11 protein-coding genes are annotated in these 12,996 nt (G+C 43.5%); 2 read left to right on the top strand and 9 right to left on the bottom strand.

The features are described from left to right. Window positions 1-181: 181 nt before the first annotated feature. From K2Q13_RS03005 to K2Q13_RS02975, 7 genes are all read right to left on the bottom strand, one after another. Complete coding sequence (locus K2Q13_RS03005; RefSeq protein WP_292919179.1) at window positions 182-3,367, bottom strand: TonB-dependent receptor; 3,186 nt, start codon at window positions 3,365-3,367, stop codon at window positions 182-184. A 122-nt stretch (window positions 3,368-3,489) separates the two neighbouring features. Continuing rightward, window positions 3,490-4,662 carry a tetratricopeptide repeat protein gene (locus tag K2Q13_RS03000; RefSeq protein WP_292919178.1) on the bottom strand — a complete coding sequence of 391 codons (1,173 nt, stop codon included), beginning with the start codon at window positions 4,660-4,662 and terminating at the stop codon, window positions 3,490-3,492. An 8-nt stretch (window positions 4,663-4,670) separates the two neighbouring features. Next, window positions 4,671-5,306: an energy transducer TonB gene (locus K2Q13_RS02995; RefSeq protein WP_292919177.1), complete on the bottom strand. Its 636-nt coding sequence runs from the start codon at window positions 5,304-5,306 to the stop codon at window positions 4,671-4,673. A 5-nt stretch (window positions 5,307-5,311) separates the two neighbouring features. Continuing rightward, window positions 5,312-5,719 carry a biopolymer transporter ExbD gene (locus K2Q13_RS02990; protein WP_292919176.1) on the bottom strand — a complete coding sequence of 136 codons (408 nt, stop codon included), beginning with the start codon at window positions 5,717-5,719 and terminating at the stop codon, window positions 5,312-5,314. Further along, complete coding sequence (locus K2Q13_RS02985) at window positions 5,716-6,339, bottom strand: MotA/TolQ/ExbB proton channel family protein (RefSeq protein WP_292919175.1); 624 nt, start codon at window positions 6,337-6,339, stop codon at window positions 5,716-5,718. The genes K2Q13_RS02990 and K2Q13_RS02985 overlap by 4 nt, the downstream gene beginning before the upstream one ends. Window position 6,340: 1 nt before the next feature. Then, window positions 6,341-7,834: a MotA/TolQ/ExbB proton channel family protein gene (locus K2Q13_RS02980; protein ID WP_292919174.1), complete on the bottom strand. Its 1,494-nt coding sequence runs from the start codon at window positions 7,832-7,834 to the stop codon at window positions 6,341-6,343. After that, window positions 7,831-8,601, bottom strand: coding sequence for a DUF3450 domain-containing protein (locus K2Q13_RS02975; RefSeq protein ID WP_292919173.1), 771 nt, complete (start codon window positions 8,599-8,601; stop codon window positions 7,831-7,833). Before K2Q13_RS02975 ends, K2Q13_RS02980 begins: the two co-directional genes overlap by 4 nt. A gap of 218 nt (window positions 8,602-8,819) precedes the next feature. Here K2Q13_RS02975 and K2Q13_RS02970 point away from each other — a divergent pair, with 218 nt between their 5' ends. Beyond that, complete coding sequence (locus K2Q13_RS02970) at window positions 8,820-9,266, top strand: phosphate-starvation-inducible PsiE family protein (protein WP_292919172.1); 447 nt, start codon at window positions 8,820-8,822, stop codon at window positions 9,264-9,266. A 139-nt stretch (window positions 9,267-9,405) separates the two neighbouring features. Then, window positions 9,406-10,134, top strand: a complete 729-nt coding sequence (gene phoB / locus K2Q13_RS02965) for a phosphate regulon transcriptional regulator PhoB (protein WP_292919171.1) — start codon at window positions 9,406-9,408, stop codon at window positions 10,132-10,134. Between the two features lie 372 nt (window positions 10,135-10,506). On the opposite strand, the gene K2Q13_RS02960 is transcribed toward phoB, so the two are convergent. Continuing rightward, window positions 10,507-12,531: a CopD family protein gene (locus K2Q13_RS02960; protein WP_292919170.1), complete on the bottom strand. Its 2,025-nt coding sequence runs from the start codon at window positions 12,529-12,531 to the stop codon at window positions 10,507-10,509. 16 nt (window positions 12,532-12,547) lie between these two features. After that, a partial coding sequence (locus tag K2Q13_RS02955; protein WP_365725118.1) for a copper resistance CopC family protein occupies window positions 12,548-12,996 on the bottom strand: 449 nt, incomplete at its 5' end.

The following is a 12,996-nucleotide window of genomic DNA, read 5'->3' as shown; positions in this document are numbered from 1 at the left end:
GCTAATACCGGATAAAATTCAAGTTTAAGGTAGATCTGTATACGCAAAGCAATGGCCAAGCATTCGTAAACATTATGATTGATTCAGCAGATGTCATAGGCAGTAGAATAAAGCACAGTGGGTAATATTCCGACGACACTTTACATGAAGTTGCGCTTAAAATCTTATTATTGTCTAACAATCAATATGCTAAGCGAACACTTAAATTAAAAAAGCGCCCGCGGCGGAACTGGCGGCTAATTTCGTCTCCTTGCATGATACGTACATCATCATCGAGTAAATTCTGCATGCTAATCTGTGTCGACAATCCTTTGTATAAATTCTGACTAACGACAAAATCCAGTTGTTGAAAGGGCTGCTCATACTTGTCCGGTGCGGAAAGCACACCGGCTGCCATAATCCGCTCGCTGGCAACGTTGTATAGAAGTGTTGCTTGTGTTTTCCATTTTGGATTGTCATATCCAATCTGGAAATTCACAATATGCTCAGAGTGTCCTTGCAACGACCTATTATTTGTCGTTTGGGCGATAAGATTCTGAGCAGTTAATTTAACATTGGATTGAGACCACGTGTAATTGCCACCTACATAAAAATTCTGCAACTGTGGGTGTACAAAATCCAGTTTCTTTAATACCTCCAACTCAAATCCATAAACACTGGCTTTGTCAGCATTTTGGAATGTGTTCAAAGCTCCGGTGCCGGGTTGAGCGACCAATTCTATGGGATTGGTTAAATCTTTCCAGAAAAAACCGGCAAATATATTTTCAGTCGGAGAGAGGTAATATTCCCAACGCAAATCCCAATTGGTAATTGCAGTTTGTTTTAATAGAGGATTACCAACAGTTTCTTGATTAGTATTCATATCAAAAAAAGGAGCTGATGATAATTCCCTAAAATCCGGCCGCGATAACGTTTGACTGAACCCTGCCCGAAGTTGCTGCTTATCGGTAAGAAAAAAAGTGGTCACTACAGACGGTAGCATATCAACTCGATTCAGTTGTGCTGTTGTCGGCTGGTTTCTTAAAAACGTATTAACTTTCTGATCATTATCTTCCCAGCGTAACCCGCCAGTAACATTAACTCTGTCATAAGACAATAAATCTAATTTGCCATAATAAGCCAATAAATTCTGGGAAGCAGTATATTGATCACTTTTACGTGTTACGTCGCGCAACTGAAATCCATTTGCACCGATATACTGCGGCAATAAAATACTTTCAACAGATGATTGTGAAGTAATGGCAGTATTAGATGCATCGGGGCCAAATCTAAAGTAACTAAACCTTTGTGCGCTTGCATCTCTACTTTTGGTTTGAGTAATAACGCCACTGCTCAACGTTAATTTATGATTGGGTGTGAGTTGTAGTGGCAATTTCCCATCCACTCGCCAGCTTTGATCTTTATCGATTAAGTCTGCATACGTGATGACATTACTATCCGCTCTTTGAGAGAATATATAATTACCAGTCGCGGGGCTTGCATCATAGCGATAATCCCTCGTTTTAGGCTCATCCCTGTTAGCAGTGGCATCGGTATATAACCAGTTGATAGAGAAGTCTCTTAACCAATCAAATCGATGTTCACCGCCAAATTGGTTCGTCAATAATTGATTAGAGAAGAATCTCAGCCTCGTCCTCCGAACTTCAGTCGTTTCCGCGTCAACGAAACCTTGAGAAACCCTTGCTTCATCAACTGATTGACGCAGAAACATTGTCTTGGCAAATAACCGGTGACTATCTTTGTATTCAAGCTCGGTCGCCGCATAACCCGTTACTGCCACTTCACGCAACGATCGCTGCACATCCAAGTCTTGAGTCTCAATCAATCTAGCAGAAGCAAACTCACGATTGATTTCATTTTGCCTTCTGAATTCCTGCTTCCAACCCGCCGCGGTAATATAGCCTAACCTGAAGTCACCGAAAGAAAAACTATCTCCCATGGATGCCTGAAAGCCGGTATCGGGTCCTTGTTTGTTCCTGTTAACATCCCATACCCCTGATAAATCCTCACCAAGCCCCTCAAGTTGTCCAGGAGTAACGCCATTTGGATTGAACACAGATGCTGGTTGCAAATTTCCATTTTGAGTTGCATTTGCAAGTGAATCCGGTAATGCACGCGCACCATCGTCATAACTGGTAAAATCAGTTGCTCCTCCTTTATATGTCAAACCATCACGGAAGGTGGTATTGTCATTAATGCCTGTCTGCAAATTGAGATTGAAAAAGAATGCATCGGGAATACCGCGAGTTCGTAACTCCACTGTTCCGCCAGCAAATTCTGCCGGACGATCTGGAGAGTAGGTTTTTTGTACTAATACACTCTCAAGAATGTTGGTCGGAAAAAGATCCAATGGCACCACACGCCGAGTTGGATCCGGACTAGGGACTGCTGCACCATTCACCAATGTAGTTGAGAATCGCTCACCTAGCCCACGGATAAAAATAAACTGACCGCCTACCAGAGTGAGACCGGATGCTCTTCGTAACGCACTGGCAGCATCACCATCGCCGGCCCGGCTAAATTGTTCAGCACCCAATACAGTAGAAACGGATGTTGCCGCTCGTTGCTCTTCAATTACCGAAGCAACAGTGCCCGCCAGATGAGGCTCCAGAACCACATATTCAGCCAACTCAACCCCTGCAGGAGTAAGTTTGAAACTTAGCTCAGTGGTTTTTTCGTCAGTGATTTTGACATCATCCTGCGTTTGGCTACTATACGCGCTATGTAACAAAGAGATACTGTAACTACCTGCCGGGACAGTCGCAGTTACCCGGCCTTGTTCATCTGTTCTTAACTTCTGGGTGGATCCACTCAGAAAAACTTGCACATCCTTGAGCGGTTTCTGCGTCTCTGCAGATATCACTTGAACAGCAATAGCACCTTCTCCTTGATCTTGGGGTTTGCTTGCTGCTGCATCAACACCCGCCATCGTTCCCGTAACTGAACTTTCAATATTCAATAGTGGCTTCTTTTTCCCGGCATAGAATGTAATAAGAATTTGCACGTTTTCAGCTGGGTCCAACGGCAAGTCGAAAGTGAATTTCTGATCTTGCGTTTGAATAGTAAATAGATAAAATCCGGGCGGCAATTTTCCGGCAATACTGCCATTGGCATTGGTTCTTAGCGGTGAATCCGCATCCGCAAACCAACTATAAGTTGAAGGCGTGACTTCAAAGATTAAAGCTGCATTGGATTTATCATACGATTCACTGGTAATCATTAGCTCTGCATTTTCAATCGGCAGTCCATTCTGAAATAAATGAACAGAAAACTCGGCTTTCCCGGCATTTCCCCAGGCAAAACTGCTGATTACAGTAATCGCAAACAAGCTGCAAAACCAGAAGATTTTTTTAAAATTTATATTCATTTGGCGTATCAAGCCCCCTCTCCACTTACAGCACACTGGTTCATGGAGATAATTCTTTAATTATTAGATGACGGAAAGAGCTGTCTCGAGCGGATGCTAAGGCGGCATAGTCAACAGATGCATCAGGCACATTGCCATGGTTCGTTTTTGCATACTTCCATCAAACGCCGAAGTTCAGTGGCCTTGCGAAAAAGCTCGGCGCTCTTGAGATGCTCCAAATGCTTATTGACTTCGGAAAAGCGTCGACTTGAAAAAAGCGCATAAGCCAATGCGTAGCGCACGTCCTGATCCTCCAATAAGCCGGTACGGTACAAACTGGATTCCATGTTGGCGGCGCGCTCGAATTGCTTTAATGCCAGTAAAATCGATAATCGCTGTTTCAATTTCACCTTTTGATCACTGATGCTTTCATTAAGTGTCAATGCCTTGTGGAAGCGACCTGCACGCCGGTAAATTTCGGCAGCTTCAGCCTGCAGATTTGGATTCGATAACGCGGCCTGTTCCAGGATAAATGCCGCAGAATTTAAATACCCTTGATCAAGATAGGTATGCGCCAGCAGTTTTGCCACCATTTCTTCATGCGGGTATTGCAAGCGCGCAACTTCCAGGATATTGATGGCTTCCTGATATTCCCGGCTCAAACGCAATGCATTGCCGAATGCGACATAATCCGCAGCGGTTGCGTTAGAGCGTTTAAAATATTCCCGGCCTAACCTGATAGCTTCCTGATAGAGTCCCAGCTCGACAAAATAAAATACCTTGCGCTTGAGAAAGCGGAAATCTGATGGAAAAGCTCGTTGCCCTTCATTCAGGGTGTTGATCGCCGCTGTGGTTTGTTGCAAATGCCAATAGGATTCCGCCTTCATACTGATTAGAACCGCATCTTTGTTAATCAACGCACCTGCTTTTTCAATGGCATCAATGGTATTTTTGTAATCTTTAACTCCGAAGTAAGCTTGTGCCAAATAGATGAAGATCGAAGGATCTTTTTGTCCATTTTTGACTGCTAGTTGCAGGCTGTCTTTGGCTGCCTCAAGATCGTTCAGTCCCAGATACGATAAGCCTTGCAATGTATAGAATCTAGACAAGTCGGTTTTCTTATTTCCTAGATCGACACTTTGCAAAGCCAGCAAAGCACGGTCATGATGGCCATCTTTTAACATGACTGCAGCCAATTCAAGAAAATCGGTTGGCTGTGTCTTATTATCGTTCGCTCCAACGGAGTGAGCGTAACAACTCAGCGCGATAGCGGCGCAAATCAGATAATGAAACTGCCAGATCCAACGGTTTTTCATATCAACTATCAAGATAAATCAAAGCGAATTTTTTGTTTGGCCCAGACACGAACGATGTCGCCTTTGTACTTAGCCGGTTCAAATTGCCAGGCACGAATGCCCTGCAGCGCTGCCGCATCAAAAATTCCGGATGGACTGGATTCCAGCACTTGTACCTGATTGACAGAACCATCAGTTTCAACCAATACCGACAGAACAACATAGCCCTTGACGCCATTCCTTTTGGCCGTCGGTGGGTATTTGAACGACCCTCGCGCAATCGGCTTGGGTGGAATATCCACTAAGTCGGCTGTCATGACAGCGTTACCGGTTTTCCCGAGTAAACTGTCGTCAATGTCGCGTTGCCCGTTATCCAAGCCCAGTGAACCTAGATCTATGCCGGAAAGCGCGGTATCCAGTCCTTTGAAAGGTGTGGGTGCTTGTGGACGAGATACTTGCCTTTTGGGCTCCACTTTCTTAATTTCTTTCTTGGGTTCTTGTTTGATCTCCCGCGTCATGGAAATTTCTGTCACTTCCTGAGGTGGTGTTCTTTCAATCTTTCCCATGTAGTGATTTAATATCACGATCAACCCAAACACGAACACCAGGCCAAATAACATTGACACGGCTCCAGCCAAATGTTGTTTCATATTTATTGTTCTCATTTTCTCTACCCCGCTTCTTTTTTAGTTGCAACACCAACGCTTTCGGCCCCTGCCAAACGCGCCTGATCCACTACTTCTACCAATCTTCCCGCCGGCACACCTTCATCCGTTACTACCAGAACAATTTTGTTGGAGGCAGTACTTAGCGCATCACGTAACTTGCTTTGTATCAACCACAGCCGAACGGGTTCACCATCCATATAGGTATCTCCGTTGCGATCAATAAATAAACGAATCGCCTTGCTCGATGCGGCTACAGCACTATTAGCCTTGGGCCGCTCCAACTCCAGTTTCATATCTTTAACAAAAGTCGTCGTCACCATAAAAAAGATCAATAAGATAAAAACGATATCGATCAATGGCGCCATATCGATGGTGGTTTCGACTTCGGCAGATTCTTGGTTTCTCATCATGAAGGACTCTTGGTTGGGTGATGACTATGGATCTGATGACACAGCAAATCTTTGGCTTGTGAAAGATCCAACTCTATTTGGTGCTGTTTTCGGTTTAGGATGCTGTGTGCCAACAAACCGGGAATGGCGACTGTAAGACCCATCTGGGTAGTAAACAGAGCCTGTGAAATACCACCCGCAATACCACCGGATTGGGAATACAAAGTCATTGTTGCCAATGAATCAAATGTTTCGATCATCCCAATCACAGTTCCCAATAAACCCAACAAAGGAGAAATGATGATGACGATGCGCACCAAAACAGAAAATTTGCGGATCTCTCTTTCATATTCATAAAAAGCCGCATCCAAATGACGCCGCAGATTTTTCACACCTTTTTTTTGCAACCGAACGCCTTGCTTAATAGCCTGAGCAACGATACTTCTGGCCGGTTTGTCATCATGCTGTTGGTAATATTTCAACAAATCGCGCACACCGATTCTTTTTGGCGATTTCATCACCCAAAATCGATAACCTAGGCCATACCAAAGCAACAAGATACACAGCACTAAAGGAGGCATCACAACTCCACCCGCAGCAAGCAATTGTTTTATTATCAGAATGTATTCCGACAAATCCATTTCAAGTATTACCTAAAACCAGAGCAGTCTCGTCCACAGTGGGCACACTCACTTCATCGCTATCAAGCCCACCACCCAGAAAAACATTGATGATTCTGAGCGCTGAATGCTCCATGTCACGTTTAATATTTTTGGCCCAGGAGGACAGCAATGAACCCAGCATCAATATTGGAATTGCTACGATCAAGCCCAATTGCGTTGTTACCAAGGCAATCGAAATACCGTCTGACAACAACTTAGGATCACCAGTACCAAATTCGGTAATCATGTCAAAGGTTTCGATCATGCCAGTTACCGTACCCAGCAAACCGAGCAGGGGTGCCACGGAGGCGATCACCAATATCGCTGCACCAAAACGATCTAATGGGCCGGATTCCTGCAGAATGGCTTCGTATACAATGCCTTCCATGTGATCCCGGTCATCTTTCAAATGGCGCAGGGTATAGTGCAACACGCGCCCGATCGCGGATGAATTGTCTTCACAGCTTTTCTTGGCAACCTCCAGATCACCGGAAGCTAGCTGGCCAATAATTTGTTCCGTCAATTGCTGGTTGTTAGAGCTATTTGTTCGTAATAACTTCGCTCTGATCAGAACCAACAAGGCCGCAATACCACCCAGCATCACGATAATCCAACCAATTGGGCCACCAGAATCGATAATACCTATGATGTTTTTTTCAGGAGATTCATCAATTGCACTGGTGCGTGATTCAAATAAATACAACTGCAAAACATCTGGCTGTTCGTTTTTTCTCAAAGTAGCCGCGTTTTCAGCACCCGCATTCTTCCAAACCTTGAAATCGCCGCCACCCGCAGGCACCAAACTTCCGCCGCCATCGTTACTGATACCATAGGCTGCGATATTACCCAGATGAATTAATGATCCCTCAACCTGCTTACCGCTGGCTAAGAAAAAATGCCCCGCTTTTGTCTGAATTGCACCGAGATTTTGGAGTAAAGACAATGCTTGCTTAAACAAAAAATCAACCTTGATTGGATCATTATCCTTGGCTTCTTTCATCGCTTCGGGCATTTCTATGCCATGATTCCTCAAGGTTGCTTCTGCTTGCAAATAAGTGGTTTCCAGAGCATCGCTACGTTCTACAACCGCAGCTTCCTTGTGCTCCGACTCGGTAAGTTGTGCATTTAGCTGATCAATTTTGGCTGAACGTTCAACTGAGCTGCGTTCAAGCGCATTGACTTTCCCACTCAGCGCCTGCTCCTCCCGACTAGCGCTAGCTTGATAGGTTCTCAAGCGCTCAGTCAATTCGCGTTTCTGTGCTTCCAGAAAAGCATATTCACGCTTATAAGCCGTCTCCAAGCTAATGGTATTTTGCTTGGCTGAATTCTGTTTATTGGCAGGAGCCGATTCAGGTTTTCTTTCAGGTACTGAAACCGATCGGTTCTCGGCGGCTCCAGCGTCTTTCTGATCTTGCGCGAAAACCGAACTGGACGAGACTATTAACACTGTCAGGATCGATAATATTATTTTCATTTTTTTAACGGATTCGGTAATTCAAAATAACCTTGGCGAATTTGCTTCTTCAATGAATCAAACAAATTTCTGATTCGCTCCCTATCACCGGCGTTATCCACAATTTCAAACTGCCAACCGCCTTGTGCCAGTTTTTTAGCCATTCCGCTTTGGTTGTCCTTGGTTTGGAAGAAGAGAAACACCGTACCCAGTTTCGCGATATCCACCAGCACTTTTTCTCCATTAAGCGTTACCGTTTGCTGGTAAATGCCGTTTTCTTTGCTCAGACGAATTTCATCTTCGATCAATGACCAAGTTTGGTTGACCGCTTTATTGGGATCTATTTGCTGATTGATCAAATTATTTTCCAGGTCACTGATCGCCTTGACGCGATCTTCCATTTTGAATGGAAATCCGGTTTGAATATGCAACCTATATTCACCCAGTGCCGCCAGCAGAACTGGCTTCAGACTTTCACCTGATTGCTCTGCCTGTTTCGCTGTAACACCCAATTTTTCGATGGAATGTTGCAACTTCTCGATACTCAGTTTTTGCCGACGTTCTTCAACACTCAAATCTGCCAATTGCGAATTAAGCGCAATCATTCTGCTGCCATGCTTCTCCTTATCAAGATCCAACTGCGTCTGCAGTGTTTCGACTTCGCCGCGAATTTTGGCCAATGATTTAGCTAGGTTTTCCAGGCTATTCCCCATCGCCACAGGAGTATTTAACAACAAGATCATCAAACTGGAGATTGAAGCTATTTTTTTTGAAAAGTGGTTATGCATAATTTCCTCATCAACAATGCCATGCATACTACAAGTTGAATATTTCACTTTCATGACAGTTCGATGTCATTTAATCAATTCCATTGGGATAAATCAGAATCGTTTTATCAGAGTGTCAAACTGAATGCTCGGGCAATGCAATCTTTTGCGATGTCATAAATCTTTCATATTGCTTCACTAAGATAAGCATCCAAGTCACTCAATACCGGAATCGCAGAATGATTAATCCCAAGATAATAAAAAGAAATGGTACATTTCAGTTAACCGATACCGATTGGCACATTCGTGCCATCCAGTTGATTGTGGGTGTACTGATGCTTGCACTCTATTTATGGATAGGTGCGGGCATTTTGAATTTAATATTGAGTCTGCTTGATATTGTGAAAAATGGGTGGGCACATGTCGCCGAGCGCATCATTGTAGATATCGTGCTGATCCTGGCATTACTGGAACTGATACGTATCTTGCATTCCTACTTGGCTCTCGGACGTGTAAAAGTAACTTTCATTCTGGATGTCGCACTGGTCGTGTTGATCGGAGAATTGATCGGACTTTGGTATAAAGAATACACCTTGCTGGAAGTGGGTCTCCATATTGCTGCCATTACAATACTGACGTTACTGCGGATTGTTTCCATTCGTTTTTCACCCGATGCGGTTGATTGACTTGATTGAAATCACGGGCATCAATCAACTTTCCATGAGATAAATTTATGACATTCATCAGATTGTCATAAATATGTCATGCTTTATTAATATTATTACAACATCTATTAGCTGATAGTGAATATCAATGGAGTAGTTGATGGCTGTAACAATACTGATTGTCGAAGATGAACTTGCAATTCAGGAATTGATCGCGCTTAATTTAAAAAAAGCTGGTCATATGGTTTTATGTGCGAGCGATGCGACACACGCAAAACTTCTGATTAACAATGTGTTACCTGATTTGGTGTTGCTGGATTGGATGTTGCCTGATATCACCGGTTTAGAATTCGCTCGAAATTTACGGCGCGAGGAACGCACCAAAACCATTCCGATCATCATGTTGACAGCCCGGATTCAAGAAAACGACAAAATTGCCGGTCTGGAAGCTGGAGCAGATGATTACATTACTAAACCATTCTCACCCCGTGAGTTACTTGCGCGGATCAAGGCGGTGCTGCGTCGTCGTTTACCCGAGATGTCCGATGAAATTATCGAGATTGGTGGGTTGAAGCTGGATCCTACAACACACAGAGTGCATATGTTCCCTGAGCATGATTCTACAAAGCTCACAGAAATCATACTAGGACCCACAGAATTTCGCTTACTGCACTTTCTGATGGCGTATAAGGAACGCGTACATACGCGTGCCCAATTGCTTGATCGTGTCTGGGGTGATCATGTTTTTATCGAGGACCGTACCGTCGATGTGCATATCCGCAGGCTACGCAAAATTCTTGAAACGGTTGGTAAAGAAAATCTGGTGCAAACCGTGCGAGGGACTGGTTACCGGTTTTCTGTCGAACGCAGCGAAGAAAGTATAGGATAAAACCGAGAAGGTAGGTCAATTGCAAAATGCAGTAGTTGCGACCCGATCTGACACGCACTGCGTCAAACCGGATAACTGTCAGATCAAGTCTGACCTACTAAATGATCTGAGAAATTAGATTAAAACTAGCACAGATTAAATTACCACAATATCCGCATGGGTCATGTCCAATCCAACACCAACCATAGCTATCTGCTCCGCAGCGCCAGCGCCATTAGCATCCGCATCATATAGGCAAGCACCTGTCGACTTGTTATAAATGATGAGGCCATTTGCATCCGACGCTTGCGCACCAATCTTAAACTGACCAGTAGCTAACGTGCCTGTAGTTGTTAATGCCGTGCAAACTCCATTCTCTAAATGGCTAACGAGTTAGCGGACAAAATCTTCCGGAAAGGATGTGTTCATTTTCTCGCGATTTAGCAAACTTATTTGCAGGCTCAGATGATCAATATCTGTCCATCCCGAGTGATCTACAGATGGAATCCAACGTGCACGCAAATAGCCACTTTTATCAATTATAAACTCCATATGATCAGGAGTTGTTCCGCGTCCGATAATATCAGGATGACTCAATGTTCTGCGTGACAATGCATAGCTTTCCGCAATTTCAGCAGCGCTTTGCGTAACAATGGGAAAAGGTAGCTCTTCAGCCACTAATTGCTCCATATCTTCGGCAGCAAGATCTTTATTGGGCACTGCAAGCAACGCAACATTTTGTTCCTTTAATCGCTCATAAGTTTGTTTTAACTGCTCCAAACGATCTCTAGATTGCGGCCATGAAAAGACAACCAGAAAAACAGTCTTATTTTCTCGAAACTCTTGCAGTGTGCCAAAGCTTCCATCATGAGTTCCGTATGAAAAAACCGGCGGCTTTACATATGCTTTATTGGGCACAATCTCTGACGTTAAAATCCGTGCCTGATATCCGCGCGACAATGCATGGATATAATTAACCAGGTCCCATCGATCTTCATCGGACAATTTCTCAGCGTAACCCGGCATATCCGTATTCACCATACCATTCGTAATCCAGTTATAAAAATCTCCTGGCGTATGCTCCACGGTATGCGGCTCAATGAGTAAATCCGGCAGTTTCGTGGATAAAGTCCGGGACTTGATACCATTACCCATTCCCTGAAGACCATGACATTCAACACAATGTTGTGCAAATACAGCAGCACCATGCGCCACAGAAGTTGCATCAAAAGGAACCGGTGGTCTCCGATAAGTTTCAGGATATGCTTGAATTGTCAGAGGTTGCAACGCAATCGCCCCCCCAGATATAAACAATATAGCTGGAATAAAAATTAGACGCTTTATTCCCCAGTTTCGTAGTCGACCTAGTTGCAAAACCACTGCAGCAAGCACCAGAACCGCCAAACCAATCCAGACTTGATTAGCAACATTGGGTTGATTCCAAGTAGCAATAACTGAGAATCGGAATGGAAATGGCCAGTTCTCAATAAGCGCATTCTTTACAGGCGTTGTATTGGTAATTATCGTCGCTAACAGTAGTAGTAGTAATGCTAAAATAAATTCAATGCGAACCCATTTCTTGATTCCACTTTTACCGCTATTTACATCAGAATCTTGTTTACAATTCAATAAAGGAAGCCAATAAGAACGTACTCGTGCAGCAATCAAAAGAATAATAGCTAATAGAAATATTTTTGCGCTTAAAAACCAACCATAGGGAGTCGCAACTAATGCAGCATAATAGCCATCAAATATTTGATCAGCAACCACTATTCCAGTAAATATAATCAGTAGCATCGTCGGTAATGCAATTGATGAAAACTTTTTCAGTGTCTCAAATTCGAAGTTTATAACCCTTTCGTTTGTCTCATTGTGTCTATCAAGAATTAGCAATATAAAAGCTGGTAAAGCTCCAAACCATACACCGGCCAGGATGAGATGAAGCACATATGGCATTACAGCTGTTACCGAGAATTCATCCGCTGCGGTATGACTAGCTAATGAGCTTGCAGCGAGCGGCAAAACCGCAATTGCAGCGCACATAGCATACCGCCACCGCGCTCTAGATGCTTTGCAAAGGTATAAAACTGCCAGCAATAGGAGTATTGCCGCTGTAAAACGTAAAATCCAAATCTGTCCTACACGCGTATCTCCCAACAGCCCCAGCCAAACCTCATGCTCTCCTAGACTACTAGGACTTCCAGTCACCTGCACTATGGTTGTACTTAGGATTACAAGCAAGCCTATCGGGACACTCACAGCTAGCCAAGGAAATAAACGCTCTAGTTGTCCTATCCATACTTTGGGCTGAGCTCGTTTTGCAGTACTTGTAATTATCAAAAATACACAACTGCCTAATAAGATTAGATTTGCTACAAGCTGAACCCAGCGTGCTAATGCTGCAATTATTTCTAACATTTATTGCGACGAGTTATTATTTTCTGATACTAAAATCATATTCTGACTCAATGACATGACCATCCACCGACATCACACGATAATGAACTGTATAGCGTCCGGGTTGGATCTGGGGCAAATTTAATACAATAGACTTCGGATCATCTGTAATTGCCTCTGGAATATTTTCAGTAACCAATTTTTTATTCGAGTCTTCTACTGTTACTGATGCATAAGACCCTTCGATTTTTTCATTAAACCAAAGCTGTATTTGTTTCGGTGATGTAGAAAGCGTAGCTCTGCGAGGCGGATCAGATTTAACTAAAGTCGCATGAGCCATTACAGAATTCACTTGAAATAATAAAGAAAATAAAATTACCGCTACAGCAAACGCTGTCACTCTTCTAACACCGTATTTTGATAATCGCTTATTTCGCACAATTTTTCCTCGATGCTTTGCTATTATTCTTTCAATAATCATTGGAT

Origin of the sequence: Nitrosomonas sp. (assembly GCF_019752095.1) — a bacterium.
Classification (GTDB): domain Bacteria; phylum Pseudomonadota; class Gammaproteobacteria; order Burkholderiales; family Nitrosomonadaceae; genus Nitrosomonas.
The sequence above is the reverse complement of the archived record's forward strand: the minus strand, read 5'-3'. Positions and strand labels throughout refer to the sequence as shown.